The organism is Pantoea sp. PNA 03-3, assembly GCF_003201175.1.
GTDB classification, from domain to species: Bacteria; Pseudomonadota; Gammaproteobacteria; order Enterobacterales; family Enterobacteriaceae; genus Pantoea; species Pantoea stewartii.
Window position 1 is genome coordinate 118,401 of the sequence record NZ_QICO01000009.1, and the last position, 20,668, is coordinate 139,068.

At 54.8% G+C, this 20,668-nt stretch carries 21 protein-coding genes and 1 other RNA gene; 9 read left to right on the forward strand and 13 right to left on the reverse strand.

Features of this window, described 5'->3' with window-relative positions:
- The 5 genes from rsmI (at position 1) to tdcC (ending at position 5,279) form a co-directional block, all read left to right on the forward strand.
- Positions 1-861 carry a 16S rRNA (cytidine(1402)-2'-O)-methyltransferase gene (gene rsmI, locus C7433_RS20040; protein WP_006118319.1) on the forward strand — a complete coding sequence of 287 codons (861 nt, stop codon included), beginning with the start codon at positions 1-3 and terminating at the stop codon, positions 859-861.
- 54 nt (positions 862-915) lie between these two features.
- Positions 916-1,291, forward strand: an RNA gene (rnpB, locus tag C7433_RS20045) — RNase P RNA component class A.
- A 460-nt stretch (positions 1,292-1,751) separates the two neighbouring features.
- Positions 1,752-3,362 carry a glucan biosynthesis protein gene (locus tag C7433_RS20050; protein WP_110268773.1) on the forward strand — a complete coding sequence of 537 codons (1,611 nt, stop codon included), beginning with the start codon at positions 1,752-1,754 and terminating at the stop codon, positions 3,360-3,362.
- Positions 3,363-3,793: 431 nt separating this feature from the next.
- Positions 3,794-3,940, forward strand: coding sequence for a hypothetical protein (locus C7433_RS23660; RefSeq protein ID WP_155550063.1), 147 nt, complete (start codon positions 3,794-3,796; stop codon positions 3,938-3,940).
- 10 nt (positions 3,941-3,950) lie between these two features.
- Entirely contained in the window at positions 3,951-5,279 is a 1,329-nt protein-coding gene (gene tdcC / locus C7433_RS20055; RefSeq protein ID WP_054633048.1) for a threonine/serine transporter TdcC, read from the forward strand.
- Between the two features lie 58 nt (positions 5,280-5,337).
- Here tdcC and C7433_RS20060 read toward each other — a convergent pair whose 3' ends face one another.
- A complete protein-coding gene (locus C7433_RS20060) occupies positions 5,338-6,312 on the reverse strand; it encodes a glutathione S-transferase family protein (protein ID WP_006118315.1) in 975 nt (324 codons plus the stop codon).
- Between the two features lie 257 nt (positions 6,313-6,569).
- On the opposite strand from C7433_RS20060, the gene C7433_RS20065 reads away from it, so the two are divergent.
- Positions 6,570-7,490, forward strand: coding sequence for a formyltransferase family protein (locus tag C7433_RS20065; protein ID WP_110268774.1), 921 nt, complete (start codon positions 6,570-6,572; stop codon positions 7,488-7,490).
- Positions 7,491-7,516: 26 nt separating this feature from the next.
- On the opposite strand, the gene C7433_RS20070 is transcribed toward C7433_RS20065, so the two are convergent.
- The 11 genes from C7433_RS20070 to C7433_RS20120 all read right to left on the reverse strand — a co-directional run bounded on the left by C7433_RS20070 (position 7,517) and on the right by C7433_RS20120 (position 14,675).
- Positions 7,517-8,209: a VIT family protein gene (locus tag C7433_RS20070; RefSeq protein WP_006118313.1), complete on the reverse strand. Its 693-nt coding sequence runs from the start codon at positions 8,207-8,209 to the stop codon at positions 7,517-7,519.
- Positions 8,182-8,805 carry a cytochrome b/b6 domain-containing protein gene (locus C7433_RS20075; protein WP_039341887.1) on the reverse strand — a complete coding sequence of 208 codons (624 nt, stop codon included), beginning with the start codon at positions 8,803-8,805 and terminating at the stop codon, positions 8,182-8,184. The genes C7433_RS20070 and C7433_RS20075 overlap by 28 nt, the downstream gene beginning before the upstream one ends.
- A 174-nt stretch (positions 8,806-8,979) precedes the next feature.
- Complete coding sequence (locus tag C7433_RS20080) at positions 8,980-9,390, reverse strand: DoxX family protein (protein ID WP_033739992.1); 411 nt, start codon at positions 9,388-9,390, stop codon at positions 8,980-8,982.
- A gap of 202 nt (positions 9,391-9,592) precedes the next feature.
- Entirely contained in the window at positions 9,593-9,877 is a 285-nt protein-coding gene (locus C7433_RS20085; protein ID WP_006118310.1) for a YqjK-like family protein, read from the reverse strand.
- Positions 9,877-10,272: a phage holin family protein gene (locus C7433_RS20090; protein WP_006118309.1), complete on the reverse strand. Its 396-nt coding sequence runs from the start codon at positions 10,270-10,272 to the stop codon at positions 9,877-9,879. Before C7433_RS20090 ends, C7433_RS20085 begins: the two co-directional genes overlap by 1 nt.
- A gap of 2 nt (positions 10,273-10,274) precedes the next feature.
- Positions 10,275-10,580: a YqjD family protein gene (locus C7433_RS20095; protein WP_006118308.1), complete on the reverse strand. Its 306-nt coding sequence runs from the start codon at positions 10,578-10,580 to the stop codon at positions 10,275-10,277.
- A gap of 35 nt (positions 10,581-10,615) precedes the next feature.
- On the reverse strand, positions 10,616-10,990 hold the full coding sequence (locus C7433_RS20100) for a DUF1090 domain-containing protein (protein WP_033739991.1): 375 nt from the start codon (positions 10,988-10,990) through the stop codon (positions 10,616-10,618).
- 184 nt (positions 10,991-11,174) lie between these two features.
- Positions 11,175-11,522: an EnvZ/OmpR regulon moderator MzrA gene (gene mzrA, locus C7433_RS20105; RefSeq protein WP_006118306.1), complete on the reverse strand. Its 348-nt coding sequence runs from the start codon at positions 11,520-11,522 to the stop codon at positions 11,175-11,177.
- Positions 11,519-12,193 carry a DedA family protein gene (locus C7433_RS20110; protein WP_006118305.1) on the reverse strand — a complete coding sequence of 225 codons (675 nt, stop codon included), beginning with the start codon at positions 12,191-12,193 and terminating at the stop codon, positions 11,519-11,521. The genes mzrA and C7433_RS20110 overlap by 4 nt, the downstream gene beginning before the upstream one ends.
- 313 nt (positions 12,194-12,506) lie before the next feature.
- Positions 12,507-13,283, reverse strand: coding sequence for a transcriptional regulator ExuR (gene exuR, locus C7433_RS20115; RefSeq protein ID WP_006118304.1), 777 nt, complete (start codon positions 13,281-13,283; stop codon positions 12,507-12,509).
- Positions 13,284-13,370: 87 nt separating this feature from the next.
- Positions 13,371-14,675 (reverse strand): MFS transporter, encoded by a 1,305-nt coding sequence (locus C7433_RS20120; protein WP_110268775.1) that lies wholly within the window; start codon positions 14,673-14,675, stop codon positions 13,371-13,373.
- 399 nt (positions 14,676-15,074) lie between these two features.
- Here C7433_RS20120 and uxaC point away from each other — a divergent pair, with 399 nt between their 5' ends.
- Genes uxaC through C7433_RS20135 form a run of 3 tightly spaced genes read left to right on the forward strand, consistent with a single transcriptional unit; the run spans position 15,075 to position 19,434 of the window.
- Positions 15,075-16,490, forward strand: coding sequence for a glucuronate isomerase (uxaC, locus tag C7433_RS20125; protein ID WP_033739988.1), 1,416 nt, complete (start codon positions 15,075-15,077; stop codon positions 16,488-16,490).
- A gap of 2 nt (positions 16,491-16,492) precedes the next feature.
- Positions 16,493-17,944 (forward strand): tagaturonate reductase, encoded by a 1,452-nt coding sequence (locus tag C7433_RS20130; RefSeq protein ID WP_110268787.1) that lies wholly within the window; start codon positions 16,493-16,495, stop codon positions 17,942-17,944.
- The gene (locus C7433_RS20135) at positions 17,944-19,434 is read left to right on the forward strand and encodes a UxaA family hydrolase (protein WP_110268776.1); all 1,491 of its coding nucleotides are present in this window, start codon (positions 17,944-17,946) and stop codon (positions 19,432-19,434) included. The genes C7433_RS20130 and C7433_RS20135 overlap by 1 nt, the downstream gene beginning before the upstream one ends.
- Before the next feature lie 55 nt (positions 19,435-19,489).
- Here C7433_RS20135 and C7433_RS20140 read toward each other — a convergent pair whose 3' ends face one another.
- Entirely contained in the window at positions 19,490-20,461 is a 972-nt protein-coding gene (locus tag C7433_RS20140; protein WP_033739986.1) for a TerC family protein, read from the reverse strand.
- Positions 20,462-20,668 lie beyond the last annotated feature (207 nt).

Sequence of the window (20,668 nt, forward strand, 5' to 3'; positions counted from 1 at the left end):
ATGAAACAACTCGATCGGGCAGACATTTCCGCCAGCACGCTTTACATCGTGCCAACCCCAATAGGTAATTTGGCTGACATTACCCAGCGGGCGCTAGCGGTACTTTCCAGCGTCGATCTGGTCGCAGCGGAAGATACACGTCATACCGGACTGTTGCTACAACATTTCGCCATCAATGCGCGACTCTTCGCACTTCATGACCACAACGAACAGCAGAAAGCAGACATCCTGCTCGCCAGGCTGCAACAGGGAGAAAGCATAGCTCTGGTTTCTGATGCTGGCACGCCGTTGATCAACGATCCCGGTTACCACCTGGTTCGCCGCTGCCGGGAGGCCGGTATTCGCATCGTTCCTTTACCGGGTGCCTGTGCAGCGATTACAGCATTAAGCGCAGCGGGATTGCCGTCTGATCGTTTCTGTTACGAAGGGTTTCTGCCAGCCAAAACCAAGGCACGCTGTGATGCGCTGCGGGCCCTTGCCGACGAGCCACGCACCTTAATTTTTTATGAGTCGACTCACCGTCTGTTAGACAGCCTGCAGGACATGGTGACCGAGCTGGGTGCCGATCGTTATGTCGTGCTGGCGCGCGAGCTGACTAAAACCTGGGAAAATCTCAATGGTGCGCCCGTGGCGGAACTGCTGGCCTGGGTCAAAGAGGATGAAAATCGCCGCAAAGGTGAGATGGTGCTGATTGTGGAAGGCCACCAGCCTGATGAAGAGGCTTTGCCAGCGGAGGCCTTGCGCACACTGGCCCTGTTACAGCAGGAATTGCCTCTAAAGAAAGCGGCCGCCCTGACAGCGGAGATCCATGGGGTGAAAAAGAACGCCCTCTATAAATATGCGCTGGATCAGCAGGCGTAAGCCGCCTGTTTTGCCTGCGTGACAGCGCCGGCTAAACGCTCTATAATGCGCGCCGAAGCTGACCAGACAGTCGCCGCTTTGTCGTCGTCCCTCTCTGAGGGAGACGGGCAAAGGGGAGGAAAGTCCGGGCTCCATAGGGCAGGGTGCCAGGTAACGCCTGGGGGGGAAACCCACGACCAGTGCAACAGAGAGCAAACCGCCGATGGCCCAGTAATGGGATCAGGTAAGGGTGAAAGGGTGCGGTAAGAGCGCACCGCGCGGCTGGTAACAGTCCGTGGCACGGTAAACTCCACCCGGAGCAAGGCCAAATAGGGGTTCACATTGTACGGCCCGTACTGAACCCGGGTAGGCTGCTTGAGCCAGTAAGCGATTACTGGCCTAGATGAATGACTGTCCACGACAGAACCCGGCTTATCGGTCAGTTTCGACTTATTCATGCAAACCCCGCGCAAGCGGGGTTTTTGCTTTATGGCGCAGCTATGCAGGCTTTGCTGTCTCCATCAGGCACAGGGGAAAGACGCGCACGACGTTGCCACGGGAGCCACTGTTAGGCGCGAGTCATACAGGATGGTTTCACGATGCCGTGGTAAAAAAATGCGGCAGGGCGGTTCTGTGCGGGCGTCCGGGCGAAAGAAGGCCATTATACCCTTTGATCGGGGAAGATAAGCGGCCGGTTGCCAGAGGGCGTGTTTCTCAGGCAAATCCCATGCAATTTCTCGCCAATGCCCTATACGCTCATCCGATGTGTTACATGATGGCTTGCCATCTGTTTGGGAGGCAACGGTTTCTCTCGTCTATAGTTGAAGGCAGCTCGCCAGACGTCACTGATTTTACGTTTTGCCCCATTGGGCACGCATTCATTGAATGAAGATTAAAAAAACAGGTGGATCATGGTTACAAGAAGGGATTTATTAACGTATTCCGGGGCGTTTGCTGCCTTATCTGCTTTAGGCATTTCTCCCGGCGCGATGGCAGCAGGTGTGCTCAAACTGGGTAACAGCGAAACATTTAATTTTCAGACATTGATTGCCCGGGCTAAAGCGCTGGCAGCCAAACCTTACGAAAAACCCACCGAATTCGATCCGTCATTGTTGTCCAACATCACCTATGACGCCTACATGAAGACCGTGTACAAACCGGAATATGCCCTGTTCAAAAATGCCGGGCGTTTTCCTGTCACCTTTTTCATGGTTAACGGCCTGCACCGCATGCCGGTGAAAATGCACGTAGTGGAAAATAACGCCGCGCGAGAAATCATTCAAAATATTGATTACTTCACCACGACGGATAAAAGCGTCAGGTTGCCGGCGCTGGAAGGAAACGTATTTTCGGGTTTCAGAGTGCTGGCAAGCCAGGACGCGTTAAAAACCAATCCCCAAAATGACTGGATTTCCTTCATGGGGGCGTCCTATTTCCGCGCTATTGGTGAATTAGGGCAGTTTGGTTTGTCCGCTCGCGGTATTGCCCTGAATACCGTCCAGCCCGGTGTGGATGAAGAGTTTCCTGATTTCACGGATTTCTGGTTCGAAGCGCCGAAAGATGACAGCAAAAACCTCACGGTCTATGCCCTGCTCAACGGGCCGAGCATAACGGGTGCCTACAAGTTTATCCTGCATCGTGGCAAAGGCGTGGTGCAGGACGTGGAATGCACGCTTTTCCTGCGTAAGGATATTCAGCGTTTCGGCATCGCGCCTCTGACGTCCATGTACTGGTTCTCAAAAACGGTCAAGGGGGCTGCGACAGACTGGCGTCCCGAAGTGCATGACTCCGATGGTCTGGCAATGTGGACCGGCAGCGGTGAACATCTCTGGCGACCGCTGAACAATCCGTTGCGTGTGGTCACCTCAAGCTTCCACGACGAGAATCCGCGAGGCTTTGGATTACTGCAGAAAGACAGGAATTTTGACAGCTACCTGGATGCTGCGCACTACGAGCGTCGCCCGGACCTGTGGGTCGAACCGCTAGGGAAATGGGGCAAAGGATCGGTACAACTGGTGGAAATACCGACCGATGACGAAATCTACGACAATATCGTCGCCATGTGGGTGCCGGATGCGCCAGCCAAAGCGGGTGATGAACATTATTTCCATTACCGGCTGCACTGGCTGTCCGATGAACCTTATCCCTCAACGTTGGCGCGCTGTGGTGCGACCCGACTGGGACGTGGCGGCGTGCCGGGATCTGACCGTCCGCATGACAGTCGTAAATTCACCGTTGAATTCCACGGTGGCAACCTGAATCACCTGCCGTCAGGCGTTGCGCCGGAAGCCGTGCTGTCCGCCTCGCGCGGGACGTTTGAGAACGTGCTGGTCTCTAAGCTGCCTGATGACTCCGGCAACTGGCTGGCGCAGTTTGATTTGGTGGCGGGGGACGGTGACCCGGTGGAGCTGAAGCTTTATCTGAAAGCGCAGGAAAACGTGGTATCTGAAACCTGGTGTTATCAGTACCATCCGTTTAACTCCCCCGCGAAGCCCTGGCCGGTCGCCTGCGACAAGAAGTAATGTCCTCATCACGCCCACTCATCCAGTGGGCGTTTTTTTCGCGCACTCATCCCCTGTTTTTATCCCTGCTGGCAAGAAAATGTCCAGTATTGCCGGGCAGGGCGCCATCGGTCTGGCGATGCCTGACGAACTTTTCGGTGTCGGTTTCGCCATGGGCGGAGGGCCGGTAGGGTGGCTGCCCTGAGATCAAGGAATCCAGCGTTTACCGTCAACGGTGCGCAATCTGTTGATCCTGACGGTATGGCAGCCTCCATTTTTGCTGGTACCATGACGCCCCATTGTTGTACTCGGGTACCCTTGCGGATGGCCGCGATGTCGCCTGTTCGGGTGAACTCACCTTCGCGGTTATGAACGAACAGGTCGATCAGAAGGGGTGACTAAGTGAAGGCGACATTCGTAAGTGTTTGATTGAAAAGACTCAGCGAAACCAGATGGTTACGGAAAGCGTCAGTGCGTTAGCCTGCGCTGCGTCGCTCAGCGGCAACGTGGACCATGACATTCAGGGGCGGAAAACCGTTTACACGCTCTCTGGCGGCAATATTGATTTGTCCCGGGTTTCGGGTCTCGCTGACGCATAAAGGATAAGTTATGAGTAATTCTGAAAATATTCTCAACCGGGAAAAAGCGTCGATCTGGCGTCAGTCCGATACCACATGGACACTGGGACTTTTTGGTACCGCCATTGGGGCAGGGGTCCTTTTCTTTCCTATCAGAGCGGGCTATGGCGGCCTGATCCCCATTCTGATTATGTTAGTGTTGGCGTATCCGATCGCCTTTTTCTGCCACAGGGCACTGGCTCGCCTGTGCCTGTCCGGCAGTAACGTATCGGGCAATATTACCGACACCGTAGAAGAACACTTCGGTAAAACCGGCGGCGTGGTCATCACCTTTCTTTACTTTTTTGCCATTTGCCCGCTGTTATGGATTTATGGCGTCACCATCACCAACACGTTTATGGCGTTCTGGCAATATCAGCTACTGTTGCCCGCACTTAATCGTGGCGTCGTCGCGCTGTGTCTGCTGCTGCTGATGGCGTTTGTGATTGGGTTTGGTAAAGATCTGATGGTCAAAGTGATGAGCTGGCTGGTGTTTCCGTTTATTGCCAGTCTGGTGCTGATTTCACTGTCGCTCATCCCGTACTGGAATCGCGCCGTTATCGATCAGGTTCACCTGAACGATCTGGCCTTTACCGGGCATGATGGCATTCTCGTCACGGTATGGCTTGGCATTTCTATCATGGTGTTCTCGTTTAACTTCTCGCCCATTGTGTCTTCTTTCGTGGTGTCGAAACGGGAGGAGTACGAGCCGGAAATGGGCCGGACCTACACAGAAAACAAGTGCAGTCAGATTATCTCCCGCGCCAGCATCCTGATGGTGGCAGTGGTCATGTTCTTTGCCTTTAGCTGTCTGTTTACCTTGTCGCCGCAGGACATGGCGGATGCCAGGGCACAAAATATTCCTGTGCTGTCTTATCTGGCGAATCACTTCTCCAGTATGGCGGGTGAAAAGTCTACCTTTTCCACGGTGCTGGAATACAGCGCGTCGGTCATCGCCCTGGTCGCGATTTTTAAATCCTTCTTTGGACACTATCTGGGCACGCTGGAAGGGCTGAATGGGTTAATCATCAAGTTCCGCTACCACGGTGATAAAGACGCCGTGTCCCATCGTAAGCTGAACACCGTAAGTATGGTCTTTATTATGGGGTCCACCTGGCTGGTGGCGTATCTCAATCCCAATATTCTTGACCTGATCGAGGCGATGGGTGCGCCCATTATCGCCTCGCTGCTGTGCCTGTTACCGATGTTTGCTATCCGCAAGGTTCCGGCGCTGGCGAAATATAAAGGCCGCGCTGACAACGTTTTCGTGAGCGCGATTGGCGTGCTGACGATTTTGAATATTGCGTATAAGTTTTTCTGACGGGCCGCGCAGCCGTTTTGACCTGACATGTCCCCCATGTCAGGTCTGCGTCATCCTGTTAACCGCGACCGTGAGGTTCATCCCAGTTGAACGCCGGGCCGACAGAGATTACGCCGTGCGGGTTGATGGTTTTATGGCTGCAGTAGTAGTGATGGCGAATATGGGCCAGATTCACGGTCTCAGCAATGCCAGGCATCTGGTAAATATCCCGCAGGAAACCGCTCAGATTCAGGTAGTCACTGATACGGTGACGGTCACATTTAAAGTGGGTGACGTAGACCGGATCGAAGCGCACCAGCGTAGTCCATAAACGTAAATCCGCCTCGGTCAACGTGTCGCCGGTCAGATAACGGTGCTGGCCCAGGATTTGTTCCAGACGGGACAGCGACTGAAAGAGTGCCGTAACCGCTTCATCATAAGCCGCCTGTGACGTGGCAAACCCCGCCTTATACACGCCATTATTGACCGTGTCGTAAATCCAGCCGTTGAGGTCATCAATCTTGTCGCGCAGTGCCGGCGGATAATAGTCGCCCGCACGTGCGCCCACGCCGTCGAAGGCGCTGTTAAACATGCGAATGATATCGGCAGATTCATTACTGACGATGGTATTCTGCTGCTTATCCCATAACACGGGCACGGTCACCCGACCGGTGTAGTCCTTATCCGCGTGCAGATAGAGCTGATAAAGAAATTCATTTTGATGCAGCTTGTCACCGGTTGCCGCCGGGAAGCTGTCATCGAAGGTCCAGCCATTTTCCAGCATCAGCGGATGCACGACTGACACATCGATCATGTTCTCCAGCCCTTTCAACTGACGCATCAGCAAGGTACGGTGTGCCCAGGGACAGGCAAGCGATACATAAAGATGATAGCGATCGCGCTCTGCCGCAAACCCGGCGTTGCCACTCGGGCCGGCGCTGCCATCCGGCGTGACCCAACTGCGCCATGCGGATTCCGAGCGCTTAAAACGCCCGCCGGTTGATTTTGTGTCATACCAGGTGTCATGCCAGACACCATCAATTAACTGGCCCATCTTGTCTCCACTCTCTGTCGTGCAATGAAATGTTCTCGTCTGATTAACCATAGGTGGTGATGCGCGACTGCGACAGCGTTGTGCGCGCATGGCGTCAGACATTTTGTGCCATCGTCTCAACGGCCTCTCACTGAGAGAAGGGTTGATGACGTAAACCGGTAACGATTCCTTTATGATGTCGGACATTCTGCCTGCCCCAGGCATCTCATTCCACCAGCCTGTCCGTGCGGAGAGGCGGAGAGAAAAAGGAAAGTGCAATGAAAGCCGTCGTCTTTGGATACCATGAAATGGCCTGTACCGGATTACAGGCGCTGCTGGATGCCGGATTCAGTATCAGTGCGTTGTTTACCCATGCCGATCCCGGCAACGCCACACCATTTTATGGTTCCGTTGCTGAGCTGGCGCGTCGTCACGCTATTCCGGTATTCATCACCGAGGAGGTGAATACCGCCGAGTGGCAGGCCCGTATTGCCAGTTTCGACGCGGACTACCTGTTCTGCTTCTCCTACCGTCAGGTCCTGAGCGAGGCCATCCTGTCTTCGGTAACAAAAGGCGCCTATAACGTTCATGCCGCGCTGCTGCCAGCCTACCGTGGCCGCGCCCATCTCAACTGGGTCATTATCAAGGGCGAAACCCGTACAGGCGTTACGCTGCACCGCATGATTAAACGGCCAGATGCCGGTCCCATACTGGCGCAGCAGGCGGTGGATATTCTGCCGGAAGATAATGCTCTGGCCTTGCATACGCGCTTAGTGGCAACGACGGGCAAGATGTTGCCGGGCTGGCTTAAGGCGCTGGTGGCGGGCGAGCTGACAGAAACACCGCAGGATGAACGGGCCGCCAGCTGCTGGGGCAGCCGCAAACCCGAGGACGGCGAGATCCACTGGCAGGACAGTGCCGTCAATATCCACAATCTGGTTCGGGCGCTGGACTTTCCCTGGCCGGGGGCGTTCAGCTTTACCCGCACGCAAAGGTTTACTGTCTGGCAAACCCAGGTGATGAACGGCGATAACAGCGGGCGTGCGGGTGAGGTTGTATCACTATCGCCCCTGATCATTCGCTGTGGACAAGGGCAACTCGAAATCCTGCAAGGGCAGGGCCCGGACGGTGAATCTGTTTCAGGCCGGGTTCTGGCCAGTCAGCTTGGGCTGGTGGTGGGCCAGCCCGTGAAGGCCTGATAGGGCATGTGGACGGCCTTATGCGGCTAGCCCAGTACCTGACCCGTAAGGTAGCCGACGGTCGCCGAAAAGCTCATTGCCAGCAGGCTCCAGAAGCAGATGCGCATGATACTTTTGCGTACGGGCGCATCCCCCGCTTTAGCTGCCAGGGCACCCAGTAGTGCCAGCGCCAGCAGGGCCGACAATGCAATCGCGGGCAGGGCGAAGGGCCCGGTAATGAGCAGGGCGACAGCAAACGGCAGCACGCTGCCGGAGGCAAAGCTGATAGCGGAAAACAGCGCGGCCTGAAGAGGTTTCGCGCTGCTGAAGTCGGTAATGCCCAGCTCGTCCCGGGCATGTGCGGCCAGGGCATCATGGGCCATCAGTTGCTCTGCTACCTGATGAGCCAGGTCAGCAGACAGCCCGCGCGCCTGGTAAATCGCCGTCAGTTCAACGGTTTCCGCCGCAAAGTCAGCCTCCAGCTCGGCTTTTTCTTGCTGCAGAGAGGCCTGTTCGCTATCTGACTGTGAAGACACGGAGACATATTCTCCCGTGGCCATCGACATCGCGCCGCCGACGATTCCCGCCAGCCCGGCGAGCAACACCGTGTGGGGGGCACTACTGGCTGACACCACGCCTGCCAGCAGGCTCGCGGTTGAGACAATCCCGTCATTAGCCCCCAGAACGGCCGCGCGCAGCCAGCCTGCGTGTTCTATTTTATGCGTTTCACTGTGTTGCATTCGTTATCCCTGTGATCAGCGACCCGACGGGTACGCTTATTTTCATAGTGCGAAAGCAGAATATGCAGCACGCCCATTGCACCGTGGCTGTAGAAATAGATTTCGACAAACGTGGTCAGGAACCTGTGCCAGTGCAGCACTGCATGCGTCAGACCCGGCGACGCGAACGATGTGCTGTTAAGTAAAAACCATAGCGCGCCTGAGCAGGCCACCACAAGCAACGCGCTAACGCCCAGCCCCTGTACGGTGGCAGCGATGCCGCCACTGTGCGCGTCGGGTAATTTCATGCGCGCCAGACAGGCGAGATCGTCCCGAATACCGCGGAAATCCAGCGTCAGCCACGAAAAGTACCAGTGTAAGCCGCGCTGCATGCGCATCCAGATCAGCATAGCGAATCCGGCGACAATCAGTAACAGGCCAGACAGGATATGAAACCAGGTGATCACCGTTTCCAGACTGTGCCCACCCAGCGCTTCACGTTCGGTGAAACCGGAATTGATGATCTGGGAAAGGATGAGGACGGCAACGAAGAGATGGAGCCGTCGAAAAAAAGGCGCATCGTGATGAGGGAGCCACTGCCTGTAAGACATGTTCATAGCAATCCTGAAATGAAAAGAACAGGACACTATATTTTCATGCCTAGATTAGGCTTACCTTAAGCGTTTCTCCGCGGTACCGGAGAAGCGGCGAGACGGCAGGCAGCAAAAAAGCAAAACGCACCGGAAAAAGCAGCCGGTGCGTTCAGCTAAAGCGGGATTGCTGGCGGTGAATTAGCGCGCCAGAACACCCTGTGGCTTTTTACTGATCAGGCGATCGATGCTGTACGCGCCCGGTCCAACCAGACCTAACACCAGGAAACCGCCAGCGATAGACAGGTTTTTCATAAACATCAGCTGGTTCACGCCTTCGGCAAAGTTACTGTGAAACAGGAAGGCGGTCAGAATCGTGAAGCCCGCGGTGAACAGCGCGGTGAAACGGGTCAGGAAGCCAAACATGATCGCCAGACCGCCGCCAAACTCCAGCAGGATAACCAGTGGCAACATGAAGCCGGGGACGCCCATCGCTTCCATGTAGTGCTGTGTACCTGCATAACCGGTAATTTTGCCCCAGCCTGCGGTGATAAACAGAATGGTCATCAGGATACGGGCGGCCAACAAACCACTGTCTTCGAATTTTTTCATCATCTACTCCAACGCTATAAGTTTGCAAGGCAGGAATGCCCGCAGTGAATATTCCCGTTGGCCGCCTGATAGCAAACCGCTGGGCTGATAGCTGGAGATGATAGTCGCGAGGCGTGACAGTTGTAAGCGATATAAACTGTCGATGTTATTCAGTAAATCTGACAAAAGAAAAAGCCAGTCACAATGGACTGGCCTGGTGATGTCAGCGCGGGGGGAAGGTTGACTTAACCATGCGCCAGGTGCTCCACAGGCCAAAGCCGCGCTTGGCCCAGCGTAACAGGCGGTTGGGACTGCGGATGGAGTAAATCGCTAACGCGCTGCTGCCAATGGCCAGATAGCGTTTAAGGCTCAAAAAGGTAAACCAGCCACGGTCGTAAGGTGCCGTGATTTCGAGCCAGCCACGCCGCGCCGCGCTGAGATCAAGGCGCTGTTGCTGAACCTGTTTAAGCAACTCTTCTATACGCGCTTCACGTTCGCGGCGGCTCATTAGCGGTTATCCTCAAGTAAATCACGATCGTTGGCCAGCTCTTTACGCGTATGACGCAGCAGCGTCGACTGGCGTGATTTACGCAGTGTCCAGAGCCCAAAAATCAACGCCAGCAGGAACAGTACGCCGGTGGTGATGGCTATCGCCATAAGACGGTACTGCGCATCGACTGCCCAGATAATCAGCACCATCAGGCTCATCAGGCCAAAAGCAGTAAAAAGCATCGTCAGGCCAAGCATCAACAACATCTGTATCAGATTGGCCTTTTCTTCTTCCAGCTCTGCCACTGCCAGACGAACGCGTGTTTCGACCATACTGACCAGCGTCGTAACGATACGCTGACCAATCGTGATCACCCCTTTAGCTGGTCCGTGGTTCTGCTGTGAATCGGTCATGGTTAACGACGCGAGATCAGCATACCGATAGCGACACCGATCGCCGCGCCAATACCGACACCATGCCACGGGTTATCACGTACATAACCGTCTGCTTTTTGTGCCGCTTCGCGCGTAGTGGCTGCCAGGCGCTCGCCGGATTCACCTAAACGCTCGCGGGAGCTGTCCAGCGCCACGCGCGCTTTATGACGCAGTTTATCCAGTTCACTTTTCGATTTTTCTGTGCCGCTGCTCAGCACTTCTTCCAGCGTATCCGCCAGGTTTTTCAGCTCAGCACGCAAATGTTCCGATGATGTGTCTTTAGACATAAAATACTCCTTTAACATCAGTAGAGTGAATCCGATTAATAGGGCTCCGCCTGTAACTTCTTAAGCTCCTGGCGTGCTTCTTCCAGCTTATGTTCGCGTTTTGCTATCTTGTCCTTATCATGACCTTCATCGCGCTCTTCCTTGAGTTCGCGTTCACGCTCAGCCACTTTCTGTTTCTGCGCGTTGATTTTTTCCAGATGTGAAGCTTTCAGCTTTTTGTCCGTGCAGCCCGCGCGCACCTCAGTAAGGGCGCGCTCAAGGCCGTTTACCCGGCGCTGATTGTTATGCTTCTTCGCCATCTCAATTTCGTGCTGTATGTCCTGTTCTTTTTGCTGGCACAGCGATTCCGCCGCCATCAATGAACCTGAAAGCGAAAACAACACGATGCCCAGCAGTAATTTATTTTTCATTAGGCGTAGTACCTTCCATTGTTGCCTGATTTACATCAACGCGGCGCAACCGCTTCACGGTGTGCGTTGAAACCCGCCTTAGTTTAAGCATAGACATCAGGTGGAAAAAGTCCAAAGATCACCGATATACGGGGAAACGTTCAGCGCGCGGTCGATAAACGCTGAACGTATAAAGAAACGCGCATCAGGCGAGAGAGAGGTGAGGCGATTGATCGTGTTGCGCGACGATAAAGCCCTCAGGCAGCAAGCGACGCAACACTTTTTGCGCGGCCAGGCTCTGCTCTTCATTGTCGAAATGAATAACCAGCGCATCACCTGCGGGTGTGATGCTTTTGATGCGAATACCTTGCGCGCTCAACTGCTGGTATAAATAGAAGCCGTCCGGCATCGGGGCTCCCGCGTGCGAAACACGAATCTGTACCACATTTTCATGGCGCATCAGACCTGGCACCAGGCTTATCGCAATCAGCGCGAATGCACCGCCAATCAACCAGGGCCGCCAGTGTTTAGGTATGGCCTGTAATGTTTTCATAAGCCGGTCCCCCGCTGATTTGCACGGCGCTTGCGCCAGAGAACAACCAGCGAACCGATTAATCCCACCACCAGTAACACCAGCGGCAGCATCATCAGAAAGAACATCAGCTCATCTTCATAACGCCGAAAAATAGGGGTTTTACCCAGCGCGAAGCCCAGAACGGTCAGAATCACCACCCACAGGAAGCCACTCATCCAGTTAAAAAACTGGAAACGGGCATTACTTAAACCGGACAGCCCGGCAATCGTGGGCAGTAAGGTGCGGACAAAGGCGATAAAACGGCCAACCAGTAAGGCGGATAATCCGTGGCGATGAAACAGATTATGGGCCCGCTGATGATAGCGGGCGGGAAGGTGCGATAACCAGTTTTGTACGGTGGGCGTATTGCCGAGCCATCGGCCCTGAATATAGCTGACCCAGCAGCCAAGGCTGGCACCTGTTGTTAAGACCAGGATCGTCAGCGGGAAGCTCATTGTCCCCTTGGCAATCAGCACGCCAACCAGAATCAGCAGACTGTCCCCGGGAAGGAAAGCGGCAGGCAGTAAACCGTTTTCCAGAAAAAGAATCATGAATAAAACGCCGTAAATCGCCCACACCAGTGTTGGATCAGAAAGCGTTTCATAATCCTGTTGCCATAAGGCATGCAGCAGCGCTTGCAAAATTTCCATCAATCATTCCCGAACATCATCGTTGAACATGTCCCAGTGGGACTAAAGCGCAGACTGACAGTTAGTTATAAATTCTGGGGTGACCGTCTGAGCATGCATGTCTGGATCCTTCCAGAACTGATTGTTAAATCAGCGATTTGATAAGCCCTTAACGCAAAAGGTAAGAAAAGGGTGATAACTGTAACAAAAATCCAGCTTCGGAGACAGAACTACTCCTAAACGAACAGGAGTTTTACCCTCTCCATTACGATGTAAAAAGGAGTTTTACATGTTCTGACACTATTGCAGATTAACTGACTGTTTTTAGGTCAGATTAGCGCTGAATCGTATCGGCATCAGGTAAGACAACCGGATTTTCGCTGAACATGTAGCGGTCGACATTAAATTCAAAATCGTCGGCGGTGGCATTAAATAACATCTGCTTAGTATTTTCGAGATGTTGCCACATTGCCAGCTTACTGGCGGCAGGATCTTTGCGGATGAGTGCTTTAAGAATCTGATCGTGATCGTCACACCAGCTGAGAATACTGCGCTGATCGATATGCTCGTGCAGTTTGAGCCAGTAGGGATTGTGTAACCGGTGCAGCCACATTTTTTCGACAATGGCCGCGAGGGCACTGTTCTGTGTGGACTGCGCAATACGAACATGGAAGTGCATATCCCATTCTGAGTCCCTGAAATGGTCCTCCTGACGGGCTTTCTCCTGAATCGCCATCAGGTCGACAATATCCTGACGCGTTACCTGCGTGGCGGCGAATTCGGCGACATTACTTTCAATCAGCTGACGCGCCTGAAGGAGTTCAAAGGGACCAAAGGTGGCGAACTCCAACTGACTGCTGGACTCAGCCACACGGGTTTGCTGCTGGCTGGCTATCACATGAATACCCGAGCCTTTGCGTACCTCAACATAGCCTTCTACTTCCAGCATGATGATGGCTTCGCGGACCACTGTGCGACTGACCTGCATTTCTTCGGCAATCAGACGCTCTGCGGGCAGCTTGTCTCCCACCTGATAAACGCCATTTTCAATGCGCCGTTTTAATTCGCTGGCCAGTTGTTGATAAAGTCGACGCGATTCGGTGAGGTCCATAGCACCATCCAAAGTAACAAGCAGATAAGTTGTTATACCACTTTGCTGTAACTGAAGAAAAGGGCTGGCGCAGGCCAGCCCGGGAGATTAGCTGCGAACGGGCGCAACCTGAGAAGGCGAATGTGGCGTCTGCAGTTCCGACACCGGTTGATTTTTCAGGACGGTCCAGATGACGATGGCGCCCAGCAAATCAAACACGGCCAGCGCAGCGAACAGGGGACTGAAACCTAACGTATCTGCCAGCGCGCCAACCACCAGCGCAAACAGCGTGCTGGCTGTCCAGGCCGCCATACCGGTTAAACCATTGGCGGTGGCCACTTCATTACGGCCAAAAACGTCAGACGAGAGCGTAATCAACGCGCCAGAGAGCGCCTGATGGGCAAAGCCGCCAACACATAACAACGCGATGGCAACGTACGGGCTGGTGAACAAACCAATGGTGCCCGGGCCTATCATCAATATCGCGCCCATTGTGACCACCATTTTGCGCGACACGATCAGGTTTACACCAAACCAGCGTTGAAACAGCGGAGGCAGGTAGCCACCCAGGATACAGCCAAAGTCAGCAAACAGCATGGGCATCCAGGCAAATAGCGCGATCTCTTTCAGGTTGAAACCGTAAACCTTAAACATAAACAGCGGGATCCAGGCGTTAAAGGTGCCCCACGCAGGTTCGGCCAGGAAACGCGGCAGCGCAATGCCCCAGAACTGGCGGTTACGCAGGATCTGCAGTGCCGACATTTTGGTCGTGTTACCTGTCTGATGCTGCAATTCCTGACCTGAAATGATGTAGTTACGTTCTTCGTCGCTCAGCTTGTTTTGCTGCTTAGGATGCTTGTAGAACACCAGCCAGCACAGCGCCCAAATCATGCTCAGTACGCCTGCGATGATAAACGCCATTTGCCAGCTGTGCGCCACAATAGCCCACACGACCAGCGGCGGCGCGACCATGGCACCAATGGATGAGCCCACATTGAAGTAGCCCACTGCGACGGAGCGCTCTTTTGCCGGGAACCATTCGCTACTGGCTTTGAGCCCGGCGGGGATCATGGCTGCCTCGGCGGCACCGACAGCGCCACGCGCCAGGGCCAGTCCGCCCCAGCTGCCTGCCAGCGCGGTCGCGGCGCAGAATGTGGCCCACAGTACGGCAAAGACCGCATAACCGACTTTGGTGCCTAGCAGGTCGAGCACATAACCCGCAACGGGCTGCATCACGGTATAGCAGGCGGAGTACGCCGCCACAATGTACGAGTATTGCTGGGTGGTGATGTGCAGCTCGGTCTGTAAGGTTGGCGCTGCTACGGCAATAGTGTTACGCGTCAGATAACCCAGTACCGTCCCCAGCGTCACCAGGCCAATCATATACCAGCGTAATCCTTTGATCTTACGCATTCTGTACCTCTTCCAGTTGTGTATGCGGTCAAACCGCTGTTGTTATCTGGAGCGGGACATCTCGTGATACAGCTCTGCTCACGCCCGCCGGCCCTGCCTGAGCGACCGTTATCTGCCTTGCCTTATGTCAGAAGTTTGTTACCTTGCGGTAAAGCGAGAGCCTAACTTGTTATACAACTTTAAAAGTTGAAAGCCATCACAAAAACCCGTAATCGCATGTGGGATACTGCAAACAGATGAGAACACAGCCAGTTAGCGCGCTGCCGGCGGCAAAAAGGTCGCTTTTCGGGGGAAAAATCTCGCTTAAATGTGACCTGAGTCGTAAAAAAAACGGCAGTCAGTGAAAATTGGTATGATAACTTTGGGCCATTCGGGGTGTATCCCATAAGGAAGCTTTTTATGTCGCGTTTCATGACCGAGGATTTTTTGCTGGACACAGAGTTCGCCCGTCGTCTTTACCACGACTACGCCAAAGACCAGCCTGTCTACGACTATCACTGCCATTTACCGCCGCAACAGATCGCTGAAAACTACCGTTTTGCCAATCTCTACGATATCTGGCTGAAAGGGGATCACTATAAATGGCGCGCGATGCGGGCAAACGGCGTGGCTGAGGCGCTGTGCACCGGTGATGCCAGCGATCGCGAGAAATTTAATGCCTGGGCACGGACCGTACCGCACACCATCGGCAACCCGCTTTACCACTGGACGCACCTGGAGCTGCGTCGCCCGTTCGGGATTACCGGCGTCCTGTTGTCAGAAAAAACGGCGGATGAGATCTGGCAGCGCTGTAACGATCTGCTGGCTCAGGACGCTTTCACCGCGCGCGGTATCATGCAGCAGATGAATGTGAAAATGGTCGGCACCACCGACGATCCGCTGGACGATCTGGTGCACCATCGTGCGATCGCCGAAGACGGCAGTTTCAACGTTAAGGTGCTGCCAAGCTGGCGTCCGGATAAAGCGTTCAACATCGAAGCGGACACCTTCCTGCCGTGGATTGAAAAGCTGGAAAGCCTTACCGATGTCAGCGTGCAACGCTTCGATGATTTGCGTCAGGCGCTCAGCAAACGGCTGGACCACTTTGCCGCACACGGCTGTAAGATTTCCGATCATGCGCTGGATGTCGTGTGTTATGCCGAGGCCGATGAAACGACGCTGGACAGGATTCTGGCGCACCGTCGCAGTGGTGCCAAACCCGATGCACAGGCGATCGCCCAGTTCAAAACGGCGGTGCTGGTCTGGCTGGGCGGCGAGTACGCCCGACGCGGATGGGTGCAGCAATACCACATTGGTGCGTTACGCAATACCAATCAGCGCCAGTTCCAGCTGTTAGGCGCGGACGTCGGTTTTGACTCCATTAACGATCAGCCTGTGGCAGAACCGCTGGCTCGTTTGCTGGGTGCGCAAAACCTCAATAATGCGCTGCCTAAAACGGTCCTTTATTGCCTGAATCCGCGTGACAACGAAGTGCTGGCAACTATGGCCGGCAACTTCCAGGGAGAAGGCCAGGCCGGGAAAATGCAGTTTGGCTCCGCCTGGTGGTTTAACGATCAACTGGATGGCATGCAACGTCAGATGACGCAGCTGGCCCAAATCGGTCTGCTGAGCCGTTTCGTGGGCATGTTAACCGACAGCCGAAGCTTCCTCTCGTATACCCGCCACGAGTATTTCCGTCGTCTGCTGTGTCAGATGATTGGTCGTTGGGTGGATCACGGCGAAGCCCCGGCCGATGAAGCCTTGTTAGGACAGATGGTGCAAAACATCTGCTTTAACAATGCGCGCGACTATTTTGGCATTGAGCTGGGAGCCTGATGATGACGCGGCTGAACCGCCACGACTTTCCCGGCGCGGTCTACCACGATCGCGTGATTCAGTTTGGTGAAGGCAATTTTCTGCGTGCTTTTATCGACTGGCAACTGGACTGGCTCAATGAGCATCAGGGAACGGATGCCGGTGTGGTGGTGGTCAGGCCGCGCAATCGCGAAGTCAGCGACACGTTGAATCAGCAGGACGGCCTTTATACGACCCTGGTTCGTGGCCTGAACGCGCAGAGTGAGTCGGTGAGCGAAAGCCGCCTGATCCGCAGTGTGAACCGTGAAATCCAGCCTTACACGCAGTTCGATGCGTTTATGGCGCTGGCGCGCCAGCCCGACATGCGCTTTGTTTTCTCGAATACCACCGAAGCGGGCATCGCGTTTAGCGAAACGGATCGGCTGACCGATTCGCCCGCCGCCAGCTTTCCCGGCAAACTGACGCAGCTGCTTTGGGCGCGTTATCAGCACGTTGCCGGTGACGAAAGCAAAGGCTGGCTTATCGTGCCGTGCGAGTTGGTCGATCATAATGGCGATATGCTGCGCGCGCTGGTGCTGCGCTATGCCGAACACTGGCAGTTACCGGACGCCTTTACACGCTGGGTAACGACAAGCTGTGCGTTCTATAACACGCTGGTGGATCGCATCGTCACCGGGTTTCCGGCCGACAGCGCCGCGCTTGAGGCACAACTGGGTTATCAGGATCACTTCCTGGTAGCGGGTGAGGTCTATTATCAGTTCGTTCTGCAAGGCCCCGCCGCGCTGTTTGACGAACTCAGGCTGACGGCGCTGGCACCCAACGTGCGCCGGGTGGAGGATATCGCCCCGTATAAAGCCCAAAAAGTGGCCATTCTGAATGGCGCGCACACCGCAATGGTGCCGGTGGCGTTTCTGGCGGGCCTGGAGAGCGTGGGCGAGGCGATGGAGGATACACAGATCGCTGGGTATATTGACGATCTCCTGCGCAAAGAGATCATCCCTACGCTCGATCTGCCCGCTGATGAGCTTAACGCCTTCGCCGACGCGGTACTGCGTCGCTTTCGTAACCCCTTTATCCACCATGCGCTGCTGTCTATCGCTCTTAATGGCATGACCAAATTTCGCACACGTTTGCTGCAGCCATTACTGACTGCCCATCAGCAAACCGGCCAGTGGCCAACAAACCTGACGTTTGCGCTTGCCGCCCTGATCGCGTTTTATCGGGGCGAACAGGCAGACAAGCGCTGGACCTTGCAGGACGAGCCGTACTGGTTGCAGCGTTATTCAGAGAGCTGGGCTGCCGTCAGCGCACAACGTCTTTCTCCCGCGGCGTTGGTTCAGCAGGTTTTAGGTGAGGCATCGCACTGGGGACAGGATTTAACTCAGCTACCCGGCCTGACCGAAACGGTCAGCCACCATCTGCAACGCATTCTCGCGCATGGAATACGCGACGCGCTGAGCCACCGGAGATCATGATGCAAGACGCCATAAAAATTCATCCGCAGGACAATGTCGCCGTGGCGTTGCAGGATATCGACATCGGGACGTCAATTGCGCTGGCGGATCACCCCGTGACGTTACGACAGGCCGTGGAGCGGGGGCATAAGTTTGCCTTACGCTCGCTGGAGAAAGGCGAAACGGTCGTGAAATACGGGTTGCCCATCGCGCACGCCACGCAGGCTATCGGGGCCGGAGAACGGGTGCATTCGCACAATGCACGTACCAATCTTAGCGATCTCGACCAGTACGACTACCAGCCAGAGCCGCCAGCCTTAACGCCTCAACCTGGCGATCGCGACGTGCAGCTCTTCCGCCGCGCTAACGGTGAGGCAGGCATTCGCAACGAGCTGTGGATCTTACCGACCGTCGGCTGTGTTAACGGAATTGCCCGGCAAATTCTGCAGCGTTTCCTGAAAGAAACCCAGGACGCGGCCGGAACCGACGGGGCGTTTCTTTTCAGCCACACATTTGGCTGTTCACAGTTGGGCCAGGACCATGAGAACACCCGCACCATGTTGCAAAACATGGTGCGTCATCCAAACGCGGGCGCGGTGCTGGTGATTGGCCTGGGCTGTGAGAACAATCAGGTCGATGCCTTTCGTGAGACATTAGGGGCGTTTGAAAGCGACCGCGTTGCGTTCATGGTCTGCCAGCAGCATGACGATGAAATAGAAGCCGGGCTGGAACGCCTGCACGCACTGTACGAAAAAATGCGTCACGATCGCCGTACACCGGGCAAACTCAGCGAGCTGAAATTTGGTCTGGAATGTGGCGGCTCTGATGGCTTCTCAGGCATTACCGCCAATCCGCTGCTGGGGCGTTTTTCTGATCAGATGATCGCCAACGGCGGCACCACGGTGCTGACCGAAGTCCCCGAAATGTTTGGTGCCGAGCGCATTCTGATGGGGCGCTGTCGCGACCGCGCGACCTTCGATAAAACCGTGGCAATGATCAACGATTTCAAACAGTACTTTATCGATCACCATCAACCTATTTATGAAAATCCGTCTCCGGGCAATAAAGCCGGCGGCATCACTACGCTGGAAGAGAAATCGCTCGGTTGCACACAAAAAGCGGGGCAAAGTCAGGTGGTGGACGTACTGAAGTACGGTGAACGCCTGACGGTACCCGGCCTTAATCTGTTAAGCGCACCGGGCAATGATGCAGTGGCGACCAGTGCTTTGGCGGGCGCAGGCTGTCATATGGTGCTGTTCAGCACCGGACGCGGAACCCCTTACGGCGGATTCGTACCGACCGTTAAGCTGGCCACCAATACGCCGCTGGCTGAAAAGAAACCGCACTGGATTGATTTTAATGCCGGAAGGCTGGTTGAGGGCATGAGCATGGAGGCGCTGCTGGCGGATTTCGTGGACACGATTGTGGCCATTGCCAACGGGCAACGCACCCGTAACGAACAAAATGATTTTCGTGAGCTCGCGATTTTCAAGAGCGGTGTGACGCTGTAAATCACAAGGGCGGCACCCATGCCGCCCTTGTTCCGTGTTTTTCCTTGCCGTGCCGTTACGGCTTATTCAGCTTCTTTTTGTCATTCTGACGGTTAACCCAGGCGTTGATCAGCAGCGTCGACGCCAGAATCGTTCCGACGATGCCCAGCGATATCGCTACAGGAATGTGGTAGATATCGACAATCAACATTTTTATACCGATAAAGACCAGCACGACAGCCAGACCGTATTTCAGCATTGAGAAACGTTCCGCCACGTTAGACAGCAGGAAGTACATGGCCCGCAGACCCAGAATCGCAAACAGGTTTGAGGTCAGAACGATAAAGGGATCGGTGGTGACGGCAAAGATGGCCGGAATGCTGTCGACGGCAAAAATGACATCGCTCAGTTCGACCATGATCAGTACCAAAAGCAGCGGCGTCGCAAACAGCACGCCGTTTTTCCGCGTAAAGAATTTTTCCCCGTCCAGCGTATCGGTCATGCGCAGATGTTTACGCAGCCAGCGCACAACCGGTTTGTCACCTACGGCTGCATCGTCCTCTTTCGCCATCGCCATTTTGATACCGGTAAACAGCAGGAAGGCACCGAATACATAGAGGATCCAGCTAAACTGCGTTACCAGCCAGCTACCCGCAAAAATCATGATAGTGCGCAAAACGATAGCGCCCAGTACACCGTAGATCAGGACGCGGCGTTGCAGGTTGGCCGGAACAGAGAAGTAGCTGAACAGCATCAGCCAGACAAAGACGTTGTCTACCGCCAGCGATTTTTCCAGCACGTAACCGGTCAGGAAAGCCAGCGTCTGACTGGTCGCCACGTCACGCCCGGCGGTACCGTCCAGATACCACCAGAACGCCGCACTGAACAGGAGCGAGACGGAGACCCAAATCAGCGACCAGACGGCAGCCTGTTTGAAGGACATGGTTTGCGAACCGCGACGGCCCTGCAGGAACAGGTCAATCGCCAGCATGATAAGTACTACAACCGCAAAACTGCCCCAGAGGAGTGGCGTACCTACAGTTTGCATAATCGTATCCTGTCTGAAATAAAAAAACGGCTGAGGTCAGAAGACGTCAGCCGCTTATTCTGTGTAAGCAAACCTCGCCTTCCGGCAAGGTCTCACTTACAACTCAGGAATGGATTCTGGGTTGCCTGATGACCGGATGCGTACGCAACGTAGTGACGATCAATCAGCTTACAAGTTACTCCCCTTTGCAAGCCGATAAATTACGTG